At 40.0% G+C, this 26,678-nt stretch carries 25 protein-coding genes and 1 pseudogene; 17 read left to right on the forward strand and 9 right to left on the reverse strand.

Translation table 11 applies throughout. The annotated features are described in order from the left end of the window. The first annotated feature begins 26 nt into the window (after positions 1–26). The 5 genes from B7700_RS03060 (at position 27) to B7700_RS03080 (ending at position 6,044) form a co-directional block, all read left to right on the forward strand. Positions 27–2,156 (forward strand): Tex family protein, encoded by a 2,130-nt coding sequence (locus B7700_RS03060; RefSeq protein WP_084887054.1) that lies wholly within the window; start codon positions 27–29, stop codon positions 2,154–2,156. After that, entirely contained in the window at positions 2,143–2,592 is a 450-nt protein-coding gene (locus tag B7700_RS03065) for a SprT family protein (RefSeq protein ID WP_084887056.1), read from the forward strand. The genes B7700_RS03060 and B7700_RS03065 overlap by 14 nt, the downstream gene beginning before the upstream one ends. Positions 2,593–2,650: 58 nt before the next feature. Continuing rightward, complete coding sequence (locus B7700_RS03070) at positions 2,651–2,923, forward strand: PspC domain-containing protein (protein WP_001085044.1); 273 nt, start codon at positions 2,651–2,653, stop codon at positions 2,921–2,923. Between the two features lie 372 nt (positions 2,924–3,295). Further along, positions 3,296–4,054 carry an ABC transporter ATP-binding protein gene (locus B7700_RS03075; RefSeq protein ID WP_000173358.1) on the forward strand — a complete coding sequence of 253 codons (759 nt, stop codon included), beginning with the start codon at positions 3,296–3,298 and terminating at the stop codon, positions 4,052–4,054. Position 4,055: 1 nt separating this feature from the next. Further along, positions 4,056–6,044: an ABC transporter permease gene (locus tag B7700_RS03080; RefSeq protein WP_084887058.1), complete on the forward strand. Its 1,989-nt coding sequence runs from the start codon at positions 4,056–4,058 to the stop codon at positions 6,042–6,044. A gap of 195 nt (positions 6,045–6,239) precedes the next feature. Here B7700_RS03080 and B7700_RS03090 read toward each other — a convergent pair whose 3' ends face one another. Continuing rightward, positions 6,240–6,935, reverse strand: a complete 696-nt coding sequence (locus tag B7700_RS03090; protein WP_084887063.1) for a VIT1/CCC1 transporter family protein — start codon at positions 6,933–6,935, stop codon at positions 6,240–6,242. A gap of 230 nt (positions 6,936–7,165) precedes the next feature. On the opposite strand from B7700_RS03090, the gene B7700_RS03095 reads away from it, so the two are divergent. Genes B7700_RS03095 through ftsY form a run of 3 tightly spaced genes read left to right on the forward strand, consistent with a single transcriptional unit; the run spans position 7,166 to position 10,041 of the window. Continuing rightward, complete coding sequence (locus B7700_RS03095; RefSeq protein WP_084887065.1) at positions 7,166–7,957, forward strand: Cof-type HAD-IIB family hydrolase; 792 nt, start codon at positions 7,166–7,168, stop codon at positions 7,955–7,957. Beyond that, positions 7,957–8,775, forward strand: coding sequence for a Cof-type HAD-IIB family hydrolase (locus tag B7700_RS03100; RefSeq protein ID WP_084887068.1), 819 nt, complete (start codon positions 7,957–7,959; stop codon positions 8,773–8,775). The genes B7700_RS03095 and B7700_RS03100 overlap by 1 nt, the downstream gene beginning before the upstream one ends. Positions 8,776–8,778: 3 nt before the next feature. Beyond that, a complete protein-coding gene (ftsY, locus tag B7700_RS03105) occupies positions 8,779–10,041 on the forward strand; it encodes a signal recognition particle-docking protein FtsY (protein WP_084887070.1) in 1,263 nt (420 codons plus the stop codon). 45 nt (positions 10,042–10,086) lie between these two features. Here ftsY and zwf read toward each other — a convergent pair whose 3' ends face one another. The 3 genes from zwf to B7700_RS03120 form a co-directional block, all read right to left on the reverse strand. After that, positions 10,087–11,574 (reverse strand): glucose-6-phosphate dehydrogenase, encoded by a 1,488-nt coding sequence (gene zwf, locus B7700_RS03110; protein WP_000096104.1) that lies wholly within the window; start codon positions 11,572–11,574, stop codon positions 10,087–10,089. A 150-nt stretch (positions 11,575–11,724) separates the two neighbouring features. Beyond that, on the reverse strand, positions 11,725–12,465 hold the full coding sequence (locus B7700_RS03115) for an amino acid ABC transporter ATP-binding protein (RefSeq protein WP_084887071.1): 741 nt from the start codon (positions 12,463–12,465) through the stop codon (positions 11,725–11,727). Next, positions 12,465–14,630, reverse strand: a complete 2,166-nt coding sequence (locus B7700_RS03120; protein ID WP_084887073.1) for an ABC transporter substrate-binding protein/permease — start codon at positions 14,628–14,630, stop codon at positions 12,465–12,467. The genes B7700_RS03115 and B7700_RS03120 overlap by 1 nt, the downstream gene beginning before the upstream one ends. A 171-nt stretch (positions 14,631–14,801) precedes the next feature. Between B7700_RS03120 and B7700_RS03125 the strand changes: the two genes are divergently transcribed. The 8 genes and pseudogenes from B7700_RS03125 to B7700_RS03160 all read left to right on the forward strand — a co-directional run bounded on the left by B7700_RS03125 (position 14,802) and on the right by B7700_RS03160 (position 21,543). Continuing rightward, positions 14,802–15,755 (forward strand): CPBP family intramembrane glutamic endopeptidase, encoded by a 954-nt coding sequence (locus B7700_RS03125; RefSeq protein WP_084887075.1) that lies wholly within the window; start codon positions 14,802–14,804, stop codon positions 15,753–15,755. A gap of 76 nt (positions 15,756–15,831) precedes the next feature. After that, positions 15,832–17,820, forward strand: coding sequence for an excinuclease ABC subunit UvrB (gene uvrB, locus B7700_RS03130; protein ID WP_049491718.1), 1,989 nt, complete (start codon positions 15,832–15,834; stop codon positions 17,818–17,820). 56 nt (positions 17,821–17,876) lie between these two features. After that, positions 17,877–18,749: a hypothetical protein gene (locus B7700_RS03135; RefSeq protein WP_084887077.1), complete on the forward strand. Its 873-nt coding sequence runs from the start codon at positions 17,877–17,879 to the stop codon at positions 18,747–18,749. A 108-nt stretch (positions 18,750–18,857) separates the two neighbouring features. Beyond that, on the forward strand, positions 18,858–19,385 hold the full coding sequence (locus B7700_RS03140; protein WP_084887079.1) for a hypothetical protein: 528 nt from the start codon (positions 18,858–18,860) through the stop codon (positions 19,383–19,385). A 143-nt stretch (positions 19,386–19,528) separates the two neighbouring features. After that, positions 19,529–19,864: pseudogene (locus tag B7700_RS03145) on the forward strand (UvrB/UvrC motif-containing protein); the annotation flags it as partial. A gap of 9 nt (positions 19,865–19,873) precedes the next feature. Continuing rightward, positions 19,874–20,500 (forward strand): NAD(P)H-dependent oxidoreductase, encoded by a 627-nt coding sequence (locus B7700_RS03150; protein WP_084887081.1) that lies wholly within the window; start codon positions 19,874–19,876, stop codon positions 20,498–20,500. Between the two features lie 14 nt (positions 20,501–20,514). Then, positions 20,515–21,003, forward strand: a complete 489-nt coding sequence (locus B7700_RS03155) for a GNAT family N-acetyltransferase (RefSeq protein ID WP_084887083.1) — start codon at positions 20,515–20,517, stop codon at positions 21,001–21,003. A 72-nt stretch (positions 21,004–21,075) separates the two neighbouring features. After that, a complete protein-coding gene (locus tag B7700_RS03160; protein WP_084887085.1) occupies positions 21,076–21,543 on the forward strand; it encodes an 8-oxo-dGTP diphosphatase in 468 nt (155 codons plus the stop codon). Here the strand turns inward: B7700_RS03160 and B7700_RS03165 are convergent. The 5 genes from B7700_RS03165 to coaB all read right to left on the reverse strand — a co-directional run bounded on the left by B7700_RS03165 (position 21,540) and on the right by coaB (position 24,568). After that, positions 21,540–22,055 (reverse strand): transcription repressor NadR, encoded by a 516-nt coding sequence (locus tag B7700_RS03165; RefSeq protein ID WP_049509367.1) that lies wholly within the window; start codon positions 22,053–22,055, stop codon positions 21,540–21,542. The two genes, B7700_RS03160 and B7700_RS03165, sit on opposite strands and share 4 nt — an antisense overlap. Before the next feature lie 11 nt (positions 22,056–22,066). Next, on the reverse strand, positions 22,067–22,594 hold the full coding sequence (locus B7700_RS03170) for an ECF transporter S component (RefSeq protein WP_001097396.1): 528 nt from the start codon (positions 22,592–22,594) through the stop codon (positions 22,067–22,069). Between the two features lie 174 nt (positions 22,595–22,768). Further along, positions 22,769–23,332 (reverse strand): ECF transporter S component, encoded by a 564-nt coding sequence (locus tag B7700_RS03175; RefSeq protein ID WP_049509370.1) that lies wholly within the window; start codon positions 23,330–23,332, stop codon positions 22,769–22,771. Further along, entirely contained in the window at positions 23,316–23,867 is a 552-nt protein-coding gene (coaC, locus tag B7700_RS03180; RefSeq protein WP_001284133.1) for a phosphopantothenoylcysteine decarboxylase, read from the reverse strand. The genes B7700_RS03175 and coaC overlap by 17 nt, the downstream gene beginning before the upstream one ends. 11 nt (positions 23,868–23,878) lie before the next feature. Next, complete coding sequence (coaB, locus tag B7700_RS03185; protein ID WP_084887087.1) at positions 23,879–24,568, reverse strand: phosphopantothenate--cysteine ligase; 690 nt, start codon at positions 24,566–24,568, stop codon at positions 23,879–23,881. A 229-nt stretch (positions 24,569–24,797) separates the two neighbouring features. Between coaB and B7700_RS03190 the strand changes: the two genes are divergently transcribed. Beyond that, entirely contained in the window at positions 24,798–26,468 is a 1,671-nt protein-coding gene (locus tag B7700_RS03190; RefSeq protein WP_084887089.1) for a formate--tetrahydrofolate ligase, read from the forward strand. Positions 26,469–26,678: the final 210 nt, after the last annotated feature.

The raw sequence follows: 26,678 nt of genomic DNA on the forward strand, positions 1-26,678 counted from the left end.
ATATTACCTTGTGGTATAATAGATTCATGGATAAAAAATATGAAAAAATCTCCCAGGATTTGGGTGTAACGTTAAAGCAAATTGATACAGTTCTAAGTTTGACAGCTGAAGGGGCGACAATTCCCTTCATAGCGCGTTATCGCAAGGACATGACTGGTAGTTTGGATGAGGTGGCAATTAAGGCCATTATCGACTTGGATAAAAGTCTGACAAATCTCAACGACCGTAAGGAAGCTGTTTTAGCTAAGATTCAAGAACAAGGCAAGTTGACCAAGGAGTTGGAAGAAGCTATCTTAGTTGCCGAAAAATTAGCAGACGTTGAAGAACTCTATCTTCCTTACAAGGAAAAGCGTCGGACCAAGGCAACCATTGCCCGTGAAGCAGGGCTTTTCCCACTTGCTCGCTTAATCTTGCAGAATGTAACTGACTTAGAGAAAGAAGCTGAGAAGTTTGTCTGTGAAGGATTTGCGAATGGGAAGGAAGCTTTGGCTGGTGCAGTTGATATCTTGGTCGAAGCCTTATCGGAAGATGTTACACTGCGCGCCATGACTTATCAGGAGGTGCTGAGACACTCTAAACTTACTTCTCAAATTAAGGATGAAAGTCTCGATGAAAAGCAGGTCTTTCAGATTTACTATGATTTTTCAGAGACAGTTGGAAATATGCAAGGCTATCGTACCTTAGCCCTCAATCGTGGGGAGAAGCTAGGTGTCTTGAAGGTCGGTTTTGAACATGCGACGGACCGTATTCTTGCCTTCTTTGCTACTCGTTTCAAGGTGAAAAATGCTTATATTGATGAAGTGGTTCAGCAATCTGTTAAGAAAAAAGTCTTGCCTGCTATCGAGCGCCGTATTCGGACAGAATTGACTGAAAAAGCAGAAGAAGGAGCTATCCAACTCTTTTCTGACAATCTACGCAATCTCCTCTTGGTTGCTCCATTGAAAGGGCGCGTGGTTCTAGGATTTGACCCTGCCTTTCGTACAGGTGCCAAGCTAGCTGTCGTGGATGCAACAGGAAAAATGATGACAACTCAGGTCATTTATCCTGTCAAACCAGCCTCTGCTCGTCAAATCGAAGAATCCAAGAAAGATCTGGCAGACTTGATTGGTCAATACGGTGTAGAGATTATTGCCATCGGAAATGGAACGGCCAGTCGTGAAAGTGAAGCCTTTGTGGTGGAAGTTCTTAAAGATTTTCCTGAGGTTAGTTATGTCATCGTAAATGAAAGTGGTGCTTCTGTCTATTCTGCCAGCGAGCTTGCTCGTCAGGAGTTTCCAGACTTGACCGTTGAAAAACGTTCGGCTATTTCTATCGCCCGGCGTTTGCAAGATCCCCTTGCTGAATTGGTCAAAATCGATCCTAAGTCAATTGGTGTCGGTCAGTACCAGCACGATGTCAGCCAGAAGAAGTTGTCTGAAAGTCTGGATTTTGTCGTGGATACAGTGGTGAACCAAGTCGGTGTCAATGTCAATACGGCCAGCCCAGCTCTTCTTTCCCATGTCGCTGGACTCAATAAAACCATCTCTGAAAATATCGTCAAATACCGTGAGGAAGAAGGAAAAATCACTTCACGCGCTCAAATCAAGAAAGTTCCTCGTCTGGGGGCCAAGGCTTTTGAACAGGCAGCTGGTTTCCTTCGTATACCTGAAAGTAGCAATATCCTTGATAATACAGGAGTTCACCCAGAGAACTATACTGCTGTCAAAGAACTCTTTAAGCGTTTAGATATTAAAGACCTAAACGAAGAAGCCCAAAGTAAACTCAAGTCGCTTTCAATCAAGGAAATGGCGCAAGAGCTAGACCTTGGTCCCGAAACTCTTAAAGATATCATTGCAGATCTTCTCAAACCAGGTCGAGATTTCCGTGACTCTTTTGATGCTCCAGTTCTCCGTCAAGATGTACTGGATATCAAGGATCTTGTTGTCGGTCAGAAGCTAGAAGGTGTGGTGCGTAACGTTGTTGATTTCGGTGCCTTCGTTGATATCGGGATTCACGAGGACGGCTTGATTCATATTTCTCACATGAGTCGCAAATTTATCAAACATCCTAGCCAAGTAGTGTCCGTTGGTGATTTGGTGACCGTTTGGGTCAAGAAAATCGATACTGAACGTGAAAAAGTCAATCTGTCGCTGCTAGCTCCAAATGAAACTGACTGATTACGTTAAGCAGGTTTCACTAGGAGACTTCGGTAGACCTTTTATCCATCAAGCTCAGTGGAATTCTCGTCTACGTTCGACAGGTGGGCGATTTTTCCCAAAAGATGGGCATTTGGATTTTAATCCCAAGGTTTATCAGGAATTGGGGTTGGATGTTTTTAGGAAAATTGTCCGACATGAACTCTGTCATTATCACCTCTATTTTCAAGGGAAGGGCTATCAACACAAGGATAAGGATTTTAAGGAACTGTTGAAAGCAGTGGATGGATTACGCTTTGTACCAACCTTGCCAAATAGCCACTCTAAACCACTCAAGCTCTATCGTTGTCAATCCTGCCAGCAAGCTTATCATCGCAAGAGAAGGATTGATACTAAACGCTATCGCTGTGGACTTTGTCGAGGTAAATTGCTACTAATAAATCAGCCTGAGGACTGATGAAAGCCGAGCCTACCTGTGATATACTATGTTTAACATAGCAGAAAGAGGAAATATCATGAACAGTAAATTTTATAAAATGAGACGAAATCGCATGATTTCAGGAGTTTTGGCAGGTCTGTCAGACAAGTGGAATTTTGATGTTACCCTTGTTCGTTTTCTATTTGCTATTTTTACAGTCGCAAACTTTGGACTTGGCGTGATTATCTATATCATCCTAGCTTCTATCATGCCTACCAAGGAAGAAATCGAAGCAGAAATGTACGGAACAGGCCCACGCAAACGCAAAGAAGCCCAAGCCATTGACGATAATGAAGGCTGGTTTTGGTGAGGTAGAAACAGTTATTTTACTGTTAGTCTATGAATTCGATTAATCTATTTTAAAATTTTTGAACCCTTGTATCTGCAAGGGTTTTCTTCTTACTTTCTTTTTATGATAAAATATTTTTAATAAAATATCTACATTTCCCACAATCTTACAAAAATGTAAGATTAAAGTCTCTTTTGTAAGGTTAGGTTATGGCAAGCGGTCTGTTTTTGATGTAAACTAGACTCATAAAGAACAAAGGAGTAACATCATGAAACAAATCTTACAGAAGAAAACAAGAAAACCAAGCCACAAAGATATCGAGCGTGTTCAGCTGGGATGCGCAATGATGCAAGAAACATTTCATTTGATGGGATATTAAGAAAGGAGATTCTCATGACACTTTTAGATGTAAAACACGTTCAAAAAATTTATAAAACTCGTTTTCAGGGCAACCAAGTAGAAGCCCTCAAGGATATTCACTTTACCGTAGAAAAGGGTGACTACGTTGCCATCATGGGTGAGTCTGGTTCTGGTAAATCCACTCTTCTCAATATTCTAGCTATGCTGGATAAACCAAGTCGTGGGCAGGTTTATCTTAATGGAACAGACACAGCAACCATTAAAAATTCACAGGCTTCTAGCTTCCGTCGTGAAAAATTAGGCTTTGTCTTCCAAGACTTTAACTTGCTAGATACGCTTTCTGTCAAGGATAATATCTTGCTTCCGCTTGTCTTGTCAAGAAGACCCATTACGGAGATGATGAAGAAATTGGTGGTGACAGCTGAGAATCTAGGTATCAACCAATTGCAAGAGAAGTACCCTTACGAGATTTCTGGTGGTCAGAAACAGCGTGTAGCAGTAGCACGCGCCATCATCACAGAACCTGAAATTCTCCTTGCGGATGAGCCAACAGGAGCCCTTGACTCCAAATCATCTGCAGCCTTACTTGATGTCTTTGATGAAATCAATGAGCGCGGCCAAACTATTCTCATGGTAACTCACTCAACGGCAGCAGCTAGCAGAGCCAAGCGCGTGCTCTTTATCAAAGACGGCATTCTTTACAATCAAATCTACCGTGGAGAGAAGACAGAGCGTCAGATGTTCCAAGAAATCTCTGATACCTTGACTGTCATGGCAAGCGAGGTGAATTAGTATGTTTCGATTAACCAATAAGTTAGCGGTATCGAACTTGATTAAAAACCGCAAACTCTACTATCCTTTTGCGCTGGCTGTTCTCTTGGCAGTCACCGTCACCTATCTTTTTTACTCTCTAACCTTCAATCCCAAGATTGCTGAAATCCGTGGAGGAACAACCATTCAGGCTACACTTGGATTTGGTATGTTTGTCGTCACCCTTGCGTCAGCCATTATCGTCCTCTATGCCAATAGTTTTGTCATGAAAAACCGTTCCAAGGAACTGGGGATTTATGGCATGTTGGGATTGGAGAAACGTCACCTGATCAGTATGACCTTTAAGGAGTTAGTGGTATTTGGGATTCTAACTGTTGGAGCAGGTATCGGTATTGGAGCCTTGTTTGACAAGTTGATTTTCGCTTTCCTACTCAAACTGATGAAATTAAAGGTAGAACTAGTCGCTACTTTCCAGATGAAAGTTGTCATTACAGTACTTGTTGTCTTTGGTTTGATTTTCCTAGGCCTCATGTTCCTGAATGCCCTTCGAATTGCCCGTATGAATGCCCTCCAGCTCTCTCGTGAGAAAGCAAGCGGAGAGAAAAAAGGTCGTTTCCTACCTCTCCAAACTATTCTTGGTTCCATAAGTTTAGGGATTGGATATTATCTTTCCCTTACTGTAAAAGATCCTCTTACAGCCTTAACAACTTTCTTCCTAGCTGTTTTGCTGGTTATTTTTGGAACCTATCTCTTGTTCAATGCAGGTATTACCGTTTTCCTTCAAATCTTGAAGAAAAACAAGAAATACTATTACCAGCCTAATAACCTCATCTCTGTTTCCAACTTGATTTTCCGTATGAAGAAAAATGCGGTTGGACTAGCAACCATCGCTATCTTGTCAACAATGGTTTTGGTAACCATGTCAGCAGCGACAAGCATTTTCAATTCCGCAGAATCCTTTAAAAAAGTTCTAAATCCTCATGATTTTGGGGTTTCAGGACAAAATGTTGAAAAAGAAGATTTGGACAAACTCTTGAGCCAGTTTGCAAGTGACAAAGGTTATAAGATTAAAGAGAAAGAAGTGCTTCGTTACACTTACTTTGCTGTTGCGAATCAAGAAGGAACCAAGTTAACTATTTTTGAAAAAGGACAAAATCGTGTCCAACCCACAACAGTTTTCATGGTATTTGACCAAAAAGATTATGAAAATATGACTGGCCAAAAATTGTCTCTATCAGGAAATGAGGTCGGACTCTTTGCAAAGAATGAGGGAGTTAAAGAACAGAAAGCTCTAACTCTAAATGATCATCAATTTTCTGTCAAAGAAGAATTTAATAAAGATTTCATTGTGAACCATGTCCCAAATCAGTTTAATATTTTGACTGCTGATTACAATTACCTTGTTGTTCCTGATTTACAAGCCTTTTTGGACCAATTCCCAGATTCGGCTATCTATAATCAGTTTTACGGAGGCATGAATGTAAATACCAGCGAAGAAGAACAACTCAAGGTCGCTGACGAGTATGATAAATACCTCGATCAGTTTAATGCTCAATTAAACACGGAAGGTAGCTATGTGTATGGTAGCAATCTAGCAGATGCTAGTTCTCAGATGAGTGCCCTCTTTGGTGGTGTCTTCTTTATCGGTATTTTCCTATCCATTATCTTTATGGTCGGAACTGTTCTGGTCATTTACTACAAACAAATTTCTGAAGGCTACGAAGACCGTGAACGCTTTATTATCTTGCAGAAAGTCGGTTTAGATCAAAAACAAATCAAGCAAACCATCAACAAACAGGTTTTAACTGTTTTCTTCCTTCCTTTGCTTTTTGCCTTCATACATCTAGCCTTTGCCTACCATATGCTTAGCCTGATTTTAAAAGTGATTGGTGTAATAGATACGACTATGATGTTGATTGTGACCTTGTCTATCTGCGCTATCTTCCTCATCGCCTATGTGCTGATTTTCATGATTACTTCAAGAAGCTATCGCAAGATTGTCCAAATGTAAAAAAAAGATACCTCGACTTCAAAATCGAGGTATTTCTTGTATTTTATACTCAATGAAAATCAAAGAGCAAACTAGGAAGCTAGCCGCAGGCTGCTCAAAGCACTGCTTTGAGGTTGCAGATAGAACTGACGAAGTCAGTAACCATATATACGGCAAGGCGAAGCTGACGTGGTTTGAAGAGATTTTCGAAGAGTATTAAATGCTGAAAAGTTGTCCTAGCAGAAAGGTAACTCCCATGGTTAAGAGACCAATAGCAAGGTTCCGAATCATCGCTGTTCTAGTCGGAGCCTTTCCAAGTTTGGCACTAGTGTAACCAGTGAGAAGAAGGGCCACACCGGCGATAAGGACGGTAGCAGGGATGCGGTATTCACTTGGGAAAATGGTAATTGAAAGCATGGGTGGTAAGCTACCAAGGAAAAAAGAAATAAAGCTAGAGATAGCAGCATGCCAAGGATTGGTAAACTCTTCATACTCAATCCCATATTTTTCCTCTACCAAAGCCTTGAGAGGATTATTTAAAAAGGCCTTGTTGGTCAAGAGTTGAGCAGAGGTTTCACATTCTCCATTTTGGATATAGGCAGCATAGAGGGATTTTTTGGCTAGTTCCATATCTTGGTCTAGCAAGAGCTGCTCACGTGCAACGGCTGCTTCCTCAGTATCTTTTTGAGTTGAAACGGACACATATTCTCCACCAGCCATTGAAAAGGCACCAGCTAAGATAGCCGCAAAACCTGATAAAAAAATAATCCAGATATTGCTAGTAGCACTAGCAACCCCAATAACTACACCAGCAATGGAAATAATTCCATCATTGGCACCAAGAACACCCGCTCGTAGGATATTTAAACGACCTGCAAAATTTGAATCGATTTCGTGATTTGTTTCTGACATACTAATCTCCTTTTTATCTAGTATAAAGGAAACAGATAATGAAATCAATCTTTTAAAAGTATCTGAAAAAAGTTGCACGATTTTAATTTTACGAGCTTTTTTAAAAGTTAGAAACAGCACTAGCTAGTAGAGAAGGATAAAAGAGAAGCAAAGCTGATAGACTAATCCTTTTTCTACTTATCTATGGTATAATAGGAGGTAGATTTACTAATCGGAGTAAGAAAGATTTTATGATTAAACTAGTAGCAACGGATATGGACGGAACTTTTCTAGATGGGAATGGACGCTTTGATATGGACCGCCTCAAGTATCTCTTGGTTTCCTACAAGGAAAAAGGGATTTACTTTGCGGTAGCTTCGGGGCGCGGATTTCTGTCTCTAGAAAAATTATTTGCTGATGTTCGTGATGACATTATTTTCATCGCGGAAAATGGCAGTTTGGTAGAATATCAAGGTCAGGACTTGTATGAAGCGACTATGTCTCGTGAGTTTTATCTATCAACTTTTGAAAGGCTGAAAACTTCACCTTATGTAGATATCAATAAACTGCTCTTGACGGGAAAAAAGGGAGCTTATGTTCTAGATACGGTTGATGAGACCTATTTGAAAGTGAGCCAGCACTATAATGAAAATATCCAAAAAGTAGCGAGTCTGGAAGCTATCACAGATGACATTTTCAAATTTACAACCAACTTCACAGAAGAAACGCTAGAAGCTGGGGAAGCTTGGGTAAACGATAATGTCCCTGGGGTTAAGGCCATGACAACTGGCTTTGAATCCATTGATATTGTTCTGGACTATGTCGATAAGGGAGTGGCCATTGTTGAATTGGCTAAAAAACTTGGCATCACAATGAATCAGGTTATGGCTTTTGGAGACAATCTAAATGACTTGCATATGATGCAGGTTGTGGGACATCCTGTAGCTCCTGAAAATGCACGACCTGAAATTTTAGAATTAGCAGAGACAGTGATTGGTCACCATAAGGACCAGTCGGTTATCGCTTATATGGAGGGTTTATAATGGCAGATATAAAATTGATTGCATTGGACTTGGATGGGACCTTGCTGACTACTGATAAAAGGCTGACGGATCGCACCAAGGCAACCTTGAAAGCTGCGCGTGATCGTGGTATCAAGGTCGTATTGACAACTGGTCGCCCTTTAAAAGCTATGGATTACTTTCTCCATGAGCTAGGGACTGACGGCCATGAAGATGAGTATACGATTACCTTTAATGGAGGTTTAGTTCAGAAAAATACAGGTGAAATCCTTGATAAAACAGTCTTTTCATATGATGATGTGGCACGCTTGTATGAAGAAACAGAGAAATTATCACTGCCTCTTGATGCCATCTCAGAAGGAACTGTTTATCAAATCCAATCGGACCAAGAAAGTCTTTATGCCAAATTCAATCCAGCATTGACTTTTGTTCCAGTGGACTTTGAAGACTTGTCTAGTCAGATGACCTACAATAAGTGTGTGACTGCCTTTGCTCAAGAACCCTTGGATGCAGCTATTCAGAAGATTTCTCCAGAATTGTTTGACCAATATGAAATCTTTAAATCACGTGAAATGTTGCTAGAGTGGTCACCAAAGAATGTTCATAAAGCAACAGGTTTGGCAAAACTAATCAGCCATCTTGGAATCGACCAAAGCCAAGTCATGGCTTGTGGTGACGAGGCCAATGACCTCTCTATGATTGAGTGGGCAGGGATCGGTGTTGCCATGCAAAACGCTGTTCCTGAAGTCAAGGCAGTCGCAAATGTAGTGACTCCAATGACCAATGATGAAGAGGCTGTTGCTTGGGCTATCGAAGAATATGCGCTAAAGGAGAACTAAGATATGGGATTGTTTGACCGTCTATTCGGAAAAAAAGAAGAACCTAAAATCGAAGAAGTTGTAAAAGAAGCTCTGGAAAATCTTGATTTGTCTGAAGATGTTGAGCCTGCCTTAACAGAAGCTGAGGAACTTCCTCATGAAGAAGCAGAAGTTGAAAGTTCTGAAGAAGCTGTGTTTGAAGAAGACGAAAATCAAGAGACAGTTGAAGAAAGTCTGGATTCAGAGCCAGCTGTAGAGGTTCATCAAGAAGAAATTACTGAGGAAGAAAATCCTGAGTTCATAGAAGATGAAGAAGAAAACAGCATTGAAGTTCTTGAACCAGAAACTCCTCAAGCAGAAGAAACCGTTCAGGAAAAATATGACCGTAGTCTCAAGAAAACTCGTTCAGGATTTGGTGCCCGCTTGAATGCCTTCTTTGCTAACTTCCGCTCTGTTGACGAAGAATTCTTCGAGGAATTGGAAGAACTGCTAATTATGAGTGACGTTGGTGTCCAAGTCGCTTCTAACTTAACGGAGGAGCTACGCTACGAAGCCAAGCTTGAAAACGCCAAGAAACCTGACGCACTACGTCGTGTCATCATTGAGAAATTGGTTGAGCTTTATGAAAAGGATGGTAACTACGATGAAAGCATCCACTTCCAAGAGGGCTTGACAGTCATGCTCTTCGTCGGTGTTAATGGTGTTGGGAAAACAACTTCTATCGGAAAACTAGCCCACTGCTACAAACAAGCGGGTAAGAAAGTTATGTTGGTTGCGGCAGATACCTTCCGTGCAGGGGCTGTAGCCCAGCTAGCTGAATGGGGTCGTCGTGTAGACGTTCCAGTTGTGACTGGACCTGAAAAAGCTGACCCAGCCAGTGTAGTCTTTGATGGAATGGAACGTGCCGTGGCTGAAGGTATCGATATTCTCATGATTGACACCGCTGGTCGTCTGCAAAACAAGGACAACCTCATGGCCGAGTTGGAAAAGATTGGTCGTATTATCAAACGTGTCTTACCAGAAGCACCACATGAAACCTTCCTGGCACTCGATGCTTCAACTGGACAAAACGCCTTGGTACAGGCCAAAGAATTTTCAAAAATTACCCCTTTGACAGGAATTGTCTTGACTAAGATTGATGGAACTGCTCGAGGTGGTGTTGTTCTAGCCATCCGAGAAGAACTTAATATTCCTGTAAAATTGATTGGTTTTGGTGAAAAAATCGATGATATTGGAGAGTTTAACTCAGAAAACTTTATGAAGGGTCTCTTGGAAGGCTTAATCTAATCAGAAGTAAAAATCCTGCAAGGCATAAACTTGCAGGAATTTTTTTTATTCTAAACGACCATCTTGACGATAGGCGATATCTGGTTGCCAAGTCCATTTGGCACCGAATTTTTCAAGTAAGTCAAAGCTAGCTTGAGGTCCCATGCTTCCAGCTTTATAGTCATGAAGTGGGGCACCATTTTCAGCCCAGAGTTCTTCGATACGGTCAATCAATTTCCACGACGCACCAACTTCATCCCAGTGGCTAAAGTTAGTTGAGTTGTTATTTAGGACATCATAAATCAATTTTTCGTATGGTTCTGGAGAGGCACCAGTTGCGGTCGCATCTGTACGGTAATCAAGTGAGTTCGGAGCTAAGTTAAATTCTTCTCCTACTTGCTTTCCATTTAGACTGAGAGAGAAACCTTCTGTTGGTTGGATATAGATGGTCAAAATATTTGGAGCAAGTGGTTCTCCAAAGATAGAATCCATTTGTTTAAAGACGATGTTGACATGAGTTCCTTTTTCAGTCAGACGTTTACCAGTACGGAAGAAGAAAGGAACACCACGGAAGCGATCGCTGTTTACAAAGAAGGCACCAGATGCAAAGGTTTCAGTTGTAGATTCTGGATTTACATTTGGCTCGCTACGGTAAGAGATATATTTCATGCCATCAATCTTACCAGAGCGATATTGACCACGGATAAAGTGTTCTTTAAGCTCTTCATCAGTTGGATGATAGAGGTTTTTAAAGACCTTAATCTTTTCGGCACGAATCTCGTCCTTTGTGAAGCTTGCTGGCTTGTCCATAGCAAGGAGAGAAAGGAGTTGTAGAGTGTGGTTTTGGACCATGTCACGGAGGGCACCAGATTGGTCATAGTATCCCCCACGTTCTTCTACACCCAAGCGCTCCGCAAAGGTAATTTGAACATTATCGATAAAGTCTTTGTTCCAAACATTTTCAAAAATCAAGTTTGCAAAGCGAACTGCAAAGATGCTTTGGATCATTTCCTTACCAAGATAATGGTCAATACGGAAAATTTGTTCTTCGTCAAATGTTGCTAGGAGCTCGTCATTCAACTTGCTTGCAGTTGCGTAATCTGTACCAAATGGTTTTTCAACGATTAAGCGTTCAAAACCTTTACCATCCACAATGTTTTCAGACTTGAGGTGTTTTGCAATGGTTCCAAAGAACTGAGGAGCCATCGACAAGAAGAAGAGCTTGTTGTGTTCAGCTTGGTACTTGTCATTTAGTTCAGCCTGCAATTGACGTAAAGCAATGTAGTGTTCCGTATCATTGACATCATGACTTTGATAGTAGAAGTGGCTAGCGAACTCTTGAGCTTGTTCAGTACTATCTGCCAAATCAAGGATCGATTCGACTACAACAGATTCAAAATATTCCTTGCTCCAAGGACGACGAGCAGTTCCAATGACTGCAAAGTGCTCGGAAAGATTGCCGGATTTATATAGTCTAAAAAGGGAAGGGTAGAGCTTGCGTTTAGCCAGGTCTCCACTCGCACCGAAAATTGTAACAATAACCTTAGATGACATCTAGCTACCTAATTTCTATTTTTATTCCTAGTCTTGCTAGGTATGAGGAAATCTCATTTCATAAATTTAATTCTAACATAATTTTCCGAAAAATCAAAAAATCCAATACGAGATAGAAAAAAACTGCAAGGAAATCCTTACAGTTTGCGTTTAGACGTTTAAGACCTTGTCCAAGAAATCTTTCAGACGTGGGTGTTGTGGGTTATCAAAGATCTGATCAGGTGTTCCGTCTTCAAGGAATTCACCATCTGCAGTAAAGATAACGCGGTTGGCAACCTGACGGGCAAATCCCATCTCATGGGTTACGATAATCATGGTCATACCTTGCTCAGCCAATTCCTTCATAACGTTTAGTACGTCTCCAACCATCTCAGGGTCAAGGGCAGAAGTTGGTTCATCAAAGAGCATGATATCAGGATTCATTGCTAGTCCACGAGCGATAGCCACACGTTGTTTTTGACCACCTGATAGGCTATCTGGATTAGCATTAGCTTTATCTGCTAGCCCAACCTTTTCAAGCAACTCCATTCCCAATTTCTCAGCTTCTTCCTTAGTCATCAACTTGTGCTCAATTGGAGCAAAAGTAATGTTGTCCAATACAGACATGTGTGGGAAGAGGTTGAAGTGTTGGAAAACCATTCCGATATTTTCACGGACGTGGTCAACGTTAGTTGTTTTTTCAGTTAAGTCATAACCGTTCACAGTAATGTGACCGCTCGTAACTTCTTCTAGAAGGTTGAGGCTACGGAGGAAGGTTGACTTACCAGAACCTGAAGGACCGATGATACAAACAACATCTCCTTCATAGAACTTAGTCGTAATTCCTTTTAAAACTTCATTTTTTCCGTAGCTTTTGTGTAAATCATTTACATCAATTTTTAATTTTGCCATTAACGAATCCTCTTTTCTAAGCGTTTCGCTAGTTTAGTCAAAAGTGTGATAATTACAAGATAGAAGATAGCAAGGATTGCATACATCTTGAAACTTTGGTAGTTACGGGCAATGATAATCTTACCAGTTTGGAAGAGTTCAACCAAACCGATAGCAGATACGATTGTTGTATCTTTAAGAGCGATAACGAATTGGTTAACAAAGTTTGGCAACATCAATTTAGTTGCTTGTGGCAGGATAATCTTACGCATGGTTTTGCCATAAGAGATACCCAAGCTTCGGCTGGCTTCCATTTGACCAACAGGAACGGCTTGAATACCACCACGAACAATTTCAGCGATATAAGCCGCTGCATTGAGGGATAGGGCAATAGTACCAGCTACGAAATCGTTAATTGGACTTTGTTGGCCTGTGATAGACTCGATGAAGTTTGGAATTCCCCAGAAGATGAAGGCTGCAAGAATCATCAATGGAATACCACGGATAACGTCAACGAAAATCTCAGAAATTACACGAAGAGATTTGTATGGGCTAACGCTAAACATACCAAAGATAATTCCGATAACAATGGCAATAGAAAATGAGATAAGAGCTAGAGCAAGAGTGATACCAAGACCGCTAAGGAGTTGTTTGTAGTTATTTTGAAGCAAGCCCCAGATTGTTGTTTCATCAACAGTGCTTGTTGAAGCAGTTGATGACTCACTAGCTAGGTATTTATCAAGAATCTTTTGGAATTCTCCGTTTGCTTTAAGGTTTGCAAGTCCGTTGTTGAACATTTCAATTAACTCTGGATTTGCTCCTTTTTTAACAGCAAAGGCTGTTTCACCGATTGGAGTTCCAGCGATTGGTGTTTTCAATTTTTGTCCTTGGCTGATAGAATATTTGAGAACAGGTTCATCATCCATAACAGCATCAATGGCACCAGTGTTTAAACTGTCATACATTGACGAACCATCAGCGAAGGTTTTGATTTTGTAACCGTATTTGCTTTGATTTTCTGTTAGGAAGGTTTGAGAAGCAGTTCCGTTTTTAACACCAACCGTCTTCCCTTTCAAATCTTCATAAGAAGCAATGGTACTTGATTCTTTGACGCCGAGGATTGTGTTTGCAGTGTAGTATGAATCTGAGAAATCAAAAGTCGCCTTACGAGCATCTGTGACAGACATACCAGCAATGATACCATCTGCTTGACCAGCTTGGACAGCGTTAATAGCGGCATCGAAACCAGGGTTGATGATTTCAATTTCAAAACCTTGGTCTTTAGCGATTGCCTTAATCAATTCCATATCAATACCAGTGTATTGGTTGCTTGAATTTTGGAAAACAAAAGGTGCAAAAGAAGAATCGCTGGCAATGATGTATTTAGCTTTAACAGGAATGGCTTTTAAGCCCGCTAGAGTAGTTGTAGTTGGAACTGCTGAAGATGATGAAGCAGTCCATTTCTTGATGATTTTATCAAGACTACCATCTTTTTTCATTTCAGCCAAGGCTTGGTTAAATTCAGTAACTAGGTGCTCGTATTTGCTTCCTTTTTTAACACCGAAAGCAAAACTCCCTACAGCTTCCCCATCCATTTCGATATGGAGGTCTTGACCTTGGTTAATGGCATACTCGATAACAGGTTTATCATCCATCATGGCATCGATGGCACCAGCACTCAAGCTGTTGTTCATCAAATCACCAGTGTCAAATGTTTTAATACTAAAGCCATATTTGTCCTTGATACTTTCAAGGAAACGTTGAGCGGCTGTTCCGTTTTTAACACCAACAGTTTTACCTCTTAATTGGTCGTACTGACTAATCTTGTGTGCCTTTGTAGTTGCAATGACAACTTTTGTATCATAGTAAGTATCAGACATGGTGAAGACTTTTTCACGTTCTTTAGTCTTTGTCATCCCTGCCATGATAGCGTCAGCTTGACCAGCTTGAACCGCATTGACCGCTGCGTCAAATCCAGGATAAGACATCTGAATGTTCCATCCTTTAATCTCAGCGACTTTGTTAATAATGTCAACATCAATTCCTTTATAAGTTTGATCTGAATCTTTAAACTCAAAAGGTGCATAGGCAGTATCAGACACAATCTTAATTGTTTCTGCCTTAGCAATACCTAATGAGAAAATTGGGAATAAAATTAGCAAAAATGCTAGAAATTTTTTCTTCATTTTTAGTCTCCTTTTCCGAATATTTTCCCATTATATCAGAAAAAGTAAAAAAAGGCAAATTTTTATATTTTTGTGTCAGAAAATATAACATTGGTTTTTCCTTTTCTTTCTTGAGTTGCTATTAAAAAGTGCTATAATAAGAGTATATATAGAAGAAAAGAGGACAGGGATATGAAGGATAAAAGAATATTTAAAGACTTCCAAGCTTCTCAAATGCGGTTAAACCTTTACACAAGCCCCTTGTTAGCCTTTGCTTTTGTCTTCATAGGAGAGTTTGTGGCTTATACTCTGTATGGTATTAGTTTGTTAGCTCTCATCGGACTTGCTAGAAATTTTGGAGAGGCTGGTCAAAATCTTGCAACCTATTTGCAGACATTGCAACAGAGCTTGATGGATAAAACAAGTGACTTTCGTTTAATTTTAGAATTGCTGGCCTTTGGTTTCGTTCTCAACACTGTGTTCAGATGGACTAGAAAAGTTGAGAAAAGACCTATTCGAACTTTAGGATTTTATAAAGAAAATTTCCTCAGTAATCTTCTTAAGGGATTTGGTTTAGGTCTGGCACTTTTTCTTCTGACCTTGTTAGGTTTAGTAGCATTAGGGCAATATCGTTTGGAGTCTATTCACTTGAATCCTTATTCGCTTGCCTTTGTTGTCTTTACTATCCCATTTTGGATTTTACAGGGGACAACAGAAGAAGTGGTGGCCCGTGCTTGGCTCCTTCCTCAATTGGCCTCAAGAACCAATCTAAAACTTGCTGTTCTTATATCGAGCCTATTCTTTAGCCTGCTTCATATGGGCAATTCTGGTCTAACACCACTATCTCTAGTAAATCTCTTTTTATTCGGAGTTGCCATGTCACTTTACCTTCTCAAAACTGATACAGTTTGGGGTGTTGCAGGTATTCATGGAGCCTGGAATTTTGCTCAGGGAAATCTATTTGGGATTTTAGTTAGTGGTCAGCCGTCAGGAACATCGCTGATGACCTTTTTACCACAAGGCAATCAAGGCTGGCTATCAGGTGGATCTTTTGGGATTGAAGGTTCTATCATGACAAGTCTGGTCTTACTACTGCTGATTGTCTATCTTGGCTATAAATTAAAGAAAGAAAATGAAAGGATGTGACTTCGGTCTGTCCTTTTCTTCGTGAAAATGCAACAAGTATGCTAAAATAGGAATAGCATATCGAGAGAGGATTCTTATGATCAATCGTATTACAGATAATCAATTTAAACTAGTATCAAAATATCAACCATCAGGAGATCAACCACAAGCTATCGAGCAGTTGGTTGATAATATCGAGGGTGGAGAAAAAGCTCAGATTCTGATGGGGGCGACTGGAACAGGGAAGACCTATACCATGAGTCAAGTCATTTCCAAAGTCAATAAACCAACTCTGGTTATTGCCCACAATAAAACTCTAGCAGGCCAGCTCTATGGAGAATTTAAGGAATTTTTCCCTGAAAATGCAGTTGAGTATTTTGTGTCTTACTATGACTATTACCAACCTGAGGCCTATGTCCCTTCTAGCGATACCTATATTGAAAAGGATAGTTCTGTCAACGACGAGATTGACAAGCTCCGTCACTCAGCGACTTCGGCTCTTTTGGAGCGTAATGATGTTATTGTGGTGGCCTCAGTCTCTTGTATCTATGGTTTGGGTTCGCCCAAGGAATACGCTGATAGTGTTGTGAGTCTGCGTCCAGGTCTTGAAATTTCTCGTGATAAACTCTTGAATGATTTGGTTGATATCCAGTTTGAACGTAATGATATTGATTTCCAACGGGGAAGATTTCGCGTTCGTGGGGATGTGGTAGAGATTTTCCCAGCTTCCCGTGATGAACACGCCTTTCGAGTAGAATTTTTTGGAGATGAAATTGACCGTATCCGTGAGGTTGAGGCTCTGACAGGTCAGGTCTTGGGAGAAGTGGATCATTTGGCGATTTTCCCAGCTACTCACTTTGTGACCAATGACGACCATATGGAAGTTGCCATTGCCAAGATTCAAGCAGAATTAGAAGAGCAGTTAGCTGTCTTTGAGAAAGAAGGTAAATTGCTTGAAGCCCAGCGCTTGAAACAACGGACAGAGTACGATATCGAAATGCTGCGTGAGATGGGCTATACCAACGGGGTTGAGAACTATTCCCGTCACATGGATGGTCGTAGCGAAGGTGAGCCTCCTTATACGCTTCTAGACTTTTTCCCAGATGATTTCTTGATCATGATTGATGAGAGCCACATGACCATGGGACAAATCAAAGGCATGTACAATGGAGACCGTTCTCGTAAGGAAATGTTAGTAAATTACGGTTTCCGTTTGCCGTCTGCTCTGGACAATCGTCCTCTCCGTCGTGAGGAGTTTGAAAGCCATGTGCATCAGATTGTTTATGTTTCAGCGACACCTGGTGACTATGAAAATGAACAGACCGAGACAGTGATTGAGCAAATTATTCGCCCGACTGGGCTTTTAGATCCAGAGGTAGAAGTCCGTCCGACAATGGGACAGATTGATGACCTCTTAGGTGAAATTAATGCCCGTGTTGAAAAGAATGAACGAACCTTTATTACCACCTTGACCAAGAAAATGGCAGAAGACTTGACCGACTACTTCAAGGAAATGGGTATCAAGGTTAAGTACATGCACTCGGATATCAAGACTTTAGAGCGGACAGAGATTATCCGTGACCTGCGCTTGGGTGTCTTTGATGTCTTGGTCGGAATCAACCTCCTTCGTGAAGGAATTGACGTTCCTGAAGTGAGTCTCGTAGCCATTCTTGATGCTGACAAAGAAGGTTTCCTTCGAAACGAGCGTGGACTCATCCAGACCATTGGACGTGCTGCCCGTAACAGCGAAGGTCATGTCATCATGTATGCGGACACTGTGACCCAGTCTATGCAACGTGCCATCGATGAAACTGCCCGTCGTCGCAAAATCCAGATGGCCTATAATGAAGAACACGGTATTGTGCCTCAGACAATCAAGAAAGAAATCCGTGACCTGATTGCTGTGACCAAGGCAGTTGCTAAGGAAGAAGACAAGGAAGTCGATATCAATAGCCTCAACAAACAAGAACGCAAAGAACTCGTCAAGAAACTTGAAAAACAAATGCAAGAAGCAGTTGAAGTGCTTGACTTTGAACTAGCAGCTCAGATTCGTGATATGATGCTGGAAGTCAAGGCGCTTGGGTAGGAATACCCATACTAAATAAAATTTATAATTGAATTGCTTACAAGGAGAATGTAGTCATGAAAAAACTGTTACTGTTTCTATTTTTTGTTGTAAATATAGTCCCTTTATTTTTTATTCTACGTATTGCTTTCTTATTCTTCACAACAACTTATGATATTTTCCCCGAAGCAAATATAAAGGAAGTAGAAATTGCTACTAGAAGAACTCTTGATTTGTATGGCTTTAAAGGTAATGTGAAGGTTACAAACTTTTCTAGAGATAAATGGCTTTCTCAAGACTATAAAATTGAATACTTATATAGTGAAGAAATTAACGGGAGAAGTATTACTGCGAGTGATGTTTTGATTTATCATCCAAAATCCTCAAAAAGTAATCCTAAAAAAACAGAGGGGGAATTGATTTATGATGGGACTACAAAAACAATGTTACAAGAATTCTCAGGGATGGCACATGAACTTCTCAATCATAAACCAGAAACAATTTCATATAAAGAAAAAGTAGAGAGTTTTTTCAAGCAATTTGAGAATCCAAATCTAGAATATGTAAATACTTATTGGAGTGTCGATGAGAAAGCAGAGAATATTACAGAATATTATGATCTCATAGATAAGAATCGTAAGGAGGGGAAACCTTTTCAAGGTTTATATGATCTCCCTATTGATGAATTTCTGGCAAAAGGAATTATTAAAGGTCATGTTATCTATAAAGATATTGTGTTAGAAGAAGGACACAAGGATTATTTTAATGGTGAAGGTGGTCTGACAGAGTTTATCGAAAATGGAATAGATAGCGCAGACCTTGCAGACGCATTTTATAAAATCTCTTATTATTACGCCGGAAAAAGTGGGAAAAGCTATCGTTCTGGTAGCAAGACAACTTTAAAAATTCAAAATCATAAAATGAAGGATTATGGAATTAATAATGACTAAAAACTTTTTCATTAAGTATTTTAGTTCGATATTAATAATGGATTTGAAACAACATACAGTCCATCGATTATTGAAGTATAAACATAAAAAGAAAAGGAGTCATCCATCTTGAAACACTTAACTTTATTTAGAATAGTCTATCTGATTTTACTAGGATTTGTCCTTATCGATTTTTGCCTATCAATATTTGGTTTATCGTTTACTCCCATTCTTTGGGATAGTTGGCTTTTCCTTTTAGTGATTACTCTTTTTATTCGTTTTTGTAGACATCTGGTAATTCTAGACCTTCTCTTTGGAATATTTGGAATACAATTCATCCCCATGATATTTAAAACAGGACAATTTGTACCAATTATTTTGGCTATTGTGCATATTCTTAGTTATTGTTTCAAGGAACGATACCGTCTTTTTGAAGGAATTCGTAGTGCTATTTGTAGTTTATATATATGGATATTTGTGTTTGTTATTTTTGCCTTTGTGACACGAATCCCTATTCCAATAACACTTGATTTTGAAGTTCAGGAACAAGAAATTGTCATTAAAAAAGGATATTTGCTTCATGAAGTAAATTATTACCACGAACGAATTAATCCTTTCATTATGAAGTCTGAAATTAGCCATGAAAAAGTCATTTAATATAGAAAGTGAGTACTATGTCCCGTTCCCAATTAACGATTTTAACAAATATTTATCTGATTGAAGCTCTCGAAACATAGTGCGTGGTCATGCAGTATCGCTCTCCTGAAACCAATCGCTGTTCTGGTTATGGCTTTTGGGGAGGGCATGTCATCATGTATGCGGACACTGTGACTCAGTCTATGCAACGTGCTATCGATGAAACTGCCCGTCGTCGGAAAATCCAGATGGCCTATAATGAAGAACACGGTATTGTGCCTCAGACAATCAAGAAAGAAATCCGTGACCTGATTGCTGTGACCAAGGCAGTTGCTAAGGAAGAAGACAAGGAAGTCGATATCAATAGCCTAAACAAACAAGAGCGCAAAGAACTTGTTAAGAAACTCGAAAAACAAATGCAAGAAGCCGTTGAAGTGCTTGACTTTGAACTAGCATCTCAGATTCGTGATATGATGTTAGAAGTCAAAGCCTTGGATTAGGGGAATTTTATGAATATTTTAGTTATCAATGGACATCCTGATAAAGAAAGCTACTGTCAAGCAATTTTTCAAACGATTGTAGAAAGTATAGACTCAAAGAGACATGAACTTGAAGTGATTAATCTTAATGAGGAAGAGTTTGATCCTGTTTTACGTTATGGTTATCGACAAAGGATGGAGGACGATCCGTTTATTCTACGCTCTCAAGAACTAATCCAGTGGGCAGATCATTTCATTTTTGTTTATCCTATTTGGTGGAGTAGTATGCCTAGTCTATTGAAGGGGTGGATTGATCGTGTTTTTACGCCAAGCATTGCATACTCTGCAAATAATCGAGGAAGCTTTATTTTGAACTACTTGAGAGGTAAACAGTTTAAAAAGTTACTAAAAGGAAAAACAGCTAGTATCTATGCAACATCTATGGCACCAACTTGGTGGTACAAAGTATTTTCAGGTCCAGTTAACATTCCAGACAGTTATGGAATATCAGTATTAAAGAATGCTGTATTGAATCACTGTGGCATAAAAACAAAGAGGGTTTCAATCTTAGGAGAGTTAGGCCGTGAAGTAAATACAAGTTCAACAAGACAAAAATTTCTACAAAAAGTAGCAAAGGAAGTCAGACTGTTGGATTAAGGAGAAGAAAGTAAATGACGGTTATTATCAAATCAATGGAAACTCCTGAAGAGATAGAATGTAAATCCTTCGTTCACTGGCAAACGTGGAGAGAGGCTTATGATGACCTTTTGCCTGCAGAATTTCAGGAGACAATGACATTAGAAAGATGTCGATTCTTTAGTCAAAAGTTTCCAGAAAATACATTGATTGCGATGGATGGTCTGAAGGTAGTTGGTTTTATCAGTTATGGCAACTTTCGTGATGAGAGTATTCAAGCTGGTGAAATTATTGCTTTATATGTTTTAAAAGACTATTATGGAAAAGGCATCGCACAAAAGTTAATGAAAGCAGCTTTGACTGCTCTGGATAATTTTTCTGAAATTTTCTTATGGGTATTGAAAGATAATAAGCGAGCCATTGCTTTCTATCAAAAAATGGGTTTTACTTTTGATGGTCAAGAAAAAATACTTGAACTTGGAAAACCTATAAAGGAAAAACGAATGGTATTCAATTCTAAATAATTTTAAAAAGTAGAAGCTAGAATCTTTGGTACCAAGTCTAAAAATTTAATAAATTAGAAAGTGAGTAAATTTATGTCTCGAGCACAATTAACGATTTTAACAAACATTTGTCTGATTGAAGACCTCGAAACTCAGCGCGTGGTGATGCAGTATCGCGCTCCTGAAACCAATCGCTGGTCAGGTTATGCCTTTCCAGGAGGCCATGTAGAAAATTGCGAATCTTTCGCAGAGTCTGTTATTCGTGAAATCTATGAAGAAACAGGATTGACTATCCAAAATCCTCAACTTGTCGGCATTAAAAATTGGCCACTGGATACAGGTGGGCGCTATATTGTCGTTTGTTATAAGACAACTGAGTTCTCTGGTACCCTTCGCTCTTCAGATGAAGGAGAAGTTTCTTGGGTGCAAAAAGACCAGATTCCAAACTTGGATCTGGCCTATGATATGTTACCCTTGATGGAGATGATGGAAGCTCCTGACAAATCTGAATTTTTCTACCCTCGCCGTACAGAAGACGATTGGGAAAAGAAAATTTTCTAGTCTTTTACTAAATAACCGAGCTGATCCAAGGCCTCCTCGATATAGTGGAGGTCTTGTTGTGTTTCGGCCTCGACTAGGTGGTAATGGATGCCATCTGTCAATTCAGATAAAGGTCTAAAATCAGAATGCTCGACTTGTTCTAGAAAATGTTGTACATCTCTGCGGCAAGACAGTTTCAGCAAGGTTTCAATTTCTCCATAAACGGGATGGTCAATCAAGGTGTTTTGAACACGTCCACCATTATCTACGATAGCAAGGAGTTCTTGACCGATTTCTTCAACTTCATGTTTCACTTTGAAAAGTTTGTGAACATAAGGATTGGTTTCAATTTGCTTATAGACGTAGCCACGATTAGTGGATAGGATAGGAGCGCCATCGGCTCTCAAAATTGCAATGTCCTGCACAATGACCTGACGTGTGACATGAAAATGTTCCGCCAAACTTTGGCCATTGAGGGCTTTAGGGGCTTCTTTCAAGAGTTGAAGTAGGGCTTGTTTGCGATCTTTTGTCATAGTTCTTCCTTTTAACGGCGTTTTCGAAGCACTTTATAGACAGCTAGTGCTAATGTATAGTCTACCATACTATGGATAATTGTGCCAAATCCAACTAGCACAAATAGAACATAAAACATATTTTCTACATTGGTACCGGAAGTTGCATAAAAAACGACACAAGCTAATACTTCAGCAAGGGCATGGATAAGTGCTAAAACAAAGTTAAAAATCCAAGAAGATTTTGGTTTATCTAGGGTATCGGGGAATTTTTGTAGGTAAAGAGCCCCCAAAGTCCCAAAAAAGATATGAGAAAAAGCTCGAAATACGATAACCATGGGATAGCCAGCCATCAAAAATCCAAAACTAGAGGCTAGGATGACAAAAACAGCCATCAAGGGCGACAAGAACATAGCGATAAAAATAGCGATGTGGCTTCCCAAAGTGTAAGAAGCAGGCGGAATGACAATCTTAAAAGGCATAACAATTGGAATCAAAATCGCAATAGCCGTTAAAAGAGCAGTCATTGTCATAAATTGTGTCTTTTTCCGTGTGTTCATAAGAATCTCCTTTTTTCTGTATATACACTAGTATAGTACAATAAACAAGACAATAAAGCAAGGATTTACTTGAGTTTATAGGTCGTTTTTTAGTTAAAAGTTAGTAAAGATTTCACTAAAAAGAAACTGTATAGAGCAAAATCTCCACCTTCAAGCTTGAAAGTGGAGATGTTTTTATTTTTTCAAAGTCTGTAGTCTTGGAACAATGGCTAGGGTTAGAACTGCGGAAATGACTAATTCGGCAATAGAATTTGTTGAGATAACAGTTGCCAGAAGTAGTTTGATATTTCCATCAAAAACATTTCCAAATAGGAAGAAGATTCCACCAAGGACAAAGACTGTGTTGGTAAGTGAACCAAGGGCACCAGCTAGAATCAAACCAGTTTTATTTTTCATCAGTTTATAGACTAGATACGGAGTTAAACCAATCAAAATACGTGGGACGATAGCTATGATAGCTGAGTAGATGTTTCCGTTTGGTACAAAAGGTGAGAAGAGGTAGCTTGTCGGCAGAATCGTAATTGTATTAACCGTCAAACTAAGTAGCCCCATCAAAAATCCAAGTGTAACCCCAACGCGTGGACCGTAAATAATGCTGGCAATAATGACAGGAATATGAACAATGGTCGGTTTGATTGGAAATGGAAAAAGGTTAAAGACAAGCGAGCTCAGAAAGTGTATCACGAGCATGGTTGCAAAAAAGATAGCAATAGGTGCAATATTAGAGCGTTTTTTCATCGAGAGTTTCCTTTATTCTTTCTAAAATAATTGTGAGGTCAGCTAAGGCTCCTCGTCCGTGGTCTCCACAAGCTAGTAGGGATTCCTTAGGAGCAATCAGCTGATACCCGTAGGCTTCTAATGTTTTTAGATTAGCCTGAGTTGCTGGATGGTCATACATTTTTGTATTCATAGCAGGAGCTATTAGTTTGGGAATATGACTTGGCAGGGCTAGAGCTGTACAGGTCACCATATTGTCCGCAAAGCCAAGGGCTAGTTTTGCAATAGTGTTAGCAGTTGCAGGGGCTACGATGAATAAATCTGCTTTTTTTCCAAGTTCGATATGATTGACTTGATCAGGATAGGGTTCCTTCATGGCATCCAAGTGGACGGAATTCCGTGAGAGTACCTGTAGTGTCAAAGGTTGGATAAACTCTGTAGCAGCCTGGGTCATTAAGACAGTGACTTGATGACCTTGTTTTTTTAGAGAACTGACTAAATCTGCCGACTTGTAAGAGGCGATTGAGCCCGTTACAGCCAAGAGAATGTTTGCCATAGCTTTCCTTTCTATGAATGATAGGCTTGAATTTTTTCAAGGAGGAGTTCTGCAATTTCTTCTTTAGTCTGGACTGTTTGAAGCTGATCTTTTTCAACAAAGATTGCACGATGCTGGTTTGGTGAGATTTGAGTCAGGTCATTCGCAATGATTAAGTCAGCTTGGTTCTTGATAAGACTTTTTCTGGCAATCTCGATGAGATAATCCTCAGAGACATCAACCAGCAGTTTGAAACCAATCAGATGAATAGCAGGTTTCCATTTCTTGACTAGAGAGATGATTTTGGGTGTTTTTTTCAGGAATAAAACCTGAACCTCATCAGTTGAAGAAATCTTAGCTTGATGATTCTGCCTGCTTAAAAATTCTTCTAGATTGGAGCTAGCCTGAACTTCCTCAAGTCCTGCCATATAAACAGGAGTGTAATCAGATACGGCCATTGAGTGAATCAAGACCTGATAATCCTGAATACGTTCTTTCATTTCAAGAAGAAGATCCTTGGTATTGTTAATTTCTCGAATACTTAGATTAGGATGGGCTACTGGCTTCACAGCTCGTTTTGTCGTTATCAAACAAACTTCATGTCCTGCAGCAAGCAGGGTTTCAGTGATGATTTTCCCCAAGCGACCTGTAGAATGGTTAGTGATAGAGCGGACGCTATCGATAGCCTCACTGGTACCGCCCGATGTAACTAAAATTTTCATAGCACTATTGTACACAAAAATAAACGGTAAGTAAAATAAAAGTGATAAATTTTTGGTAAAAACGAAGATTTACTATAGTTTCAAACTATAAAGCCATATAAAATTTAAGAAAGGGCTCTAAAATTCTTAAAAATAGAGATATTTACGAACGTTTAGAGAGTTTAAGGATGTTAAAAATCTTGTTTTGTGTTATAATGAATTATCATATAAGAGGTTAGAGGAGTTTTGAATGAAAACAGATATTGAAATCGCACAAAGTATTGAGTTGAAGCCAATCGTTGATGTTGTAGAGAAACTTGGTATTTCTTACGACGATTTGGAGTTGTACGGAAAGTATAAGGCTAAGCTCAGCTTTGATAAAATCCGTGCAGTTGAGAGCAATCCAGTTGGGAAATTGATCTTGGTTACTGCCATCAACCCAACACCAGCAGGTGAAGGAAAATCAACTATTACCATTGGTCTTGCTGATGCTTTGAACAAGATTGGCAAGAAAACTATGATTGCCATCCGCGAACCATCCCTTGGTCCAGTAATGGGGATTAAGGGTGGTGCTGCAGGCGGTGGTTACGCTCAAGTTCTGCCAATGGAAGACATCAACCTCCACTTTACTGGGGACATGCATGCTATTACAACTGCCAACAATGCGCTTTCTGCCTTGATTGACAATCACTTGCACCAAGGGAATGAGCTTGGAATTGACCAACGTCGTATCCTCTGGAAACGTGTTGTGGACTTAAACGACCGAGCTCTTCGTCATGTGACCGTTGGACTTGGTGGTCCTCTAAATGGTATTCCACGTGAGGATGGCTTTGACATTACAGTTGCTTCAGAGATCATGGCAATTCTTTGTTTGGCAACGGATATCGAGGACTTGAAACGCCGTTTGGCTAATATTGTTATCGGTTATCGCTATGACCGAACACCTGTTTCTGTTGGCGATTTACAGGTTGAAGGTGCTTTGGCATTGATTTTGAAGGATGCTATTAAGCCGAATCTGGTTCAGACAATTTACGGAACACCTGCCTTTGTACACGGTGGTCCATTTGCCAATATCGCTCACGGATGTAACTCTGTTTTGGCAACGACAACAGCTCTTCACTTAGCTGATTACACGGTTACTGAAGCTGGTTTTGGTGCAGACCTTGGTGCTGAGAAATTCCTTGATATTAAGACACCAAACTTGCCAACATCTCCAGATGCAGTAGTTATTGTTGCAACCCTTCGTGCCCTTAAGATGAATGGTGGCGTGGCTAAAGATGCTCTGACAGAGGAAAATGTGGAGGCGGTTCGAGCAGGTTTTGCCAACTTGAAACGCCACGTTGAAAATATCCGTAAGTTCGGTATTGTAGCAGTAGTAGCTATCAACGAATTTGTTTCTGATACAGAAGCTGAAATCGCAGCCTTGAAAGAACTCTGTGCTTCTATTGATGTGCCAGTTGAACTAGCAAGTGTCTGGGCTGATGGTGCCGAAGGTGGTGTAGCACTTGCTGAAACGGTTGTCAAGACTATCGCTGAAAACCCAGCCAACTATAAACGTTTGTATGACAATGACCTTTCTGTTCAAGAAAAGATTGAAAAGATTGTTACTGAAATCTACCGTGGTAGCAAAGTGAACTTTGAGAAGAAAGCTCAAACACAAATCGCTCAAATCGTTCAAAACGGTTGGGACAAATTGCCGATTTGTATGGCTAAGACCCAGTATAGCTTCTCAGACAATCCAAATGCCCTTGGAGCACCTGAAAACTTTGAAATTACCATTCGTGAATTGGTGCCAAAATTAGGTGCAGGCTTTATCGTTGCCTTAACTGGTGATGTCATGACCATGCCAGGCCTACCAAAACGACCAGCTGCTCTCAACATGGATGTTGAAAGCGATGGAACTGTTCTAGGTTTGTTCTAGTATATTGTAATTGACTTTATACTCTTCGAAAATCTCTTCAAACCACGTCAGCTTCACCTTGGATTATATATGTGACTGACTTCGTCAGTCTTATCTACAACCTCAAAGCAGTGCTTTGAGCAACCTGCGGCTAGCTTCCTAGTTTGCACTTCGATTTTCATTGAGTAATAAATGAGTTTGGAAATTGTAATCTAAGCTCATTTTTTTATC

It is taken from the genome of Streptococcus mitis (genome assembly GCF_002096755.1).
In the GTDB taxonomy this organism is placed as follows: Bacteria; Bacillota; Bacilli; order Lactobacillales; family Streptococcaceae; genus Streptococcus; species Streptococcus mitis_AC.

Excerpts from the sequence above, each read along its gene's own strand:
- B7700_RS03060 (WP_084887054.1), top strand. The coding sequence starts at position 27 with ATGGATAAAAAATATGAAAAAATCTCCCAGGATTTGGGTGTAACGTTA.
- B7700_RS03065 (WP_084887056.1), top strand. The coding sequence starts at position 2,143 with ATGAAACTGACTGATTACGTTAAGCAGGTTTCACTAGGAGACTTCGGT.
- B7700_RS03070 (WP_001085044.1), top strand. The coding sequence starts at position 2,651 with ATGAACAGTAAATTTTATAAAATGAGACGAAATCGCATGATTTCAGGA.
- B7700_RS03075 (WP_000173358.1), top strand. The coding sequence starts at position 3,296 with ATGACACTTTTAGATGTAAAACACGTTCAAAAAATTTATAAAACTCGT.
- B7700_RS03080 (WP_084887058.1), top strand. The coding sequence starts at position 4,056 with ATGTTTCGATTAACCAATAAGTTAGCGGTATCGAACTTGATTAAAAAC.
- B7700_RS03090 (WP_084887063.1), bottom strand. The coding sequence starts at position 6,935 with ATGTCAGAAACAAATCACGAAATCGATTCAAATTTTGCAGGTCGTTTA.
- B7700_RS03095 (WP_084887065.1), top strand. The coding sequence starts at position 7,166 with ATGATTAAACTAGTAGCAACGGATATGGACGGAACTTTTCTAGATGGG.
- B7700_RS03100 (WP_084887068.1), top strand. The coding sequence starts at position 7,957 with ATGGCAGATATAAAATTGATTGCATTGGACTTGGATGGGACCTTGCTG.
- ftsY (WP_084887070.1), top strand. The coding sequence starts at position 8,779 with ATGGGATTGTTTGACCGTCTATTCGGAAAAAAAGAAGAACCTAAAATC.
- zwf (WP_000096104.1), bottom strand. The coding sequence starts at position 11,574 with ATGTCATCTAAGGTTATTGTTACAATTTTCGGTGCGAGTGGAGACCTG.
- B7700_RS03115 (WP_084887071.1), bottom strand. The coding sequence starts at position 12,465 with ATGGCAAAATTAAAAATTGATGTAAATGATTTACACAAAAGCTACGGA.
- B7700_RS03120 (WP_084887073.1), bottom strand. The coding sequence starts at position 14,630 with ATGAAGAAAAAATTTCTAGCATTTTTGCTAATTTTATTCCCAATTTTC.
- B7700_RS03125 (WP_084887075.1), top strand. The coding sequence starts at position 14,802 with ATGAAGGATAAAAGAATATTTAAAGACTTCCAAGCTTCTCAAATGCGG.
- uvrB (WP_049491718.1), top strand. The coding sequence starts at position 15,832 with ATGATCAATCGTATTACAGATAATCAATTTAAACTAGTATCAAAATAT.
- B7700_RS03135 (WP_084887077.1), top strand. The coding sequence starts at position 17,877 with ATGAAAAAACTGTTACTGTTTCTATTTTTTGTTGTAAATATAGTCCCT.
- B7700_RS03150 (WP_084887081.1), top strand. The coding sequence starts at position 19,874 with ATGAATATTTTAGTTATCAATGGACATCCTGATAAAGAAAGCTACTGT.
- B7700_RS03155 (WP_084887083.1), top strand. The coding sequence starts at position 20,515 with ATGACGGTTATTATCAAATCAATGGAAACTCCTGAAGAGATAGAATGT.
- B7700_RS03160 (WP_084887085.1), top strand. The coding sequence starts at position 21,076 with ATGTCTCGAGCACAATTAACGATTTTAACAAACATTTGTCTGATTGAA.
- B7700_RS03165 (WP_049509367.1), bottom strand. The coding sequence starts at position 22,055 with ATGACAAAAGATCGCAAACAAGCCCTACTTCAACTCTTGAAAGAAGCC.
- B7700_RS03170 (WP_001097396.1), bottom strand. The coding sequence starts at position 22,594 with ATGAACACACGGAAAAAGACACAATTTATGACAATGACTGCTCTTTTA.
- B7700_RS03175 (WP_049509370.1), bottom strand. The coding sequence starts at position 23,332 with ATGAAAAAACGCTCTAATATTGCACCTATTGCTATCTTTTTTGCAACC.
- coaC (WP_001284133.1), bottom strand. The coding sequence starts at position 23,867 with ATGGCAAACATTCTCTTGGCTGTAACGGGCTCAATCGCCTCTTACAAG.
- coaB (WP_084887087.1), bottom strand. The coding sequence starts at position 24,568 with ATGAAAATTTTAGTTACATCGGGCGGTACCAGTGAGGCTATCGATAGC.
- B7700_RS03190 (WP_084887089.1), top strand. The coding sequence starts at position 24,798 with ATGAAAACAGATATTGAAATCGCACAAAGTATTGAGTTGAAGCCAATC.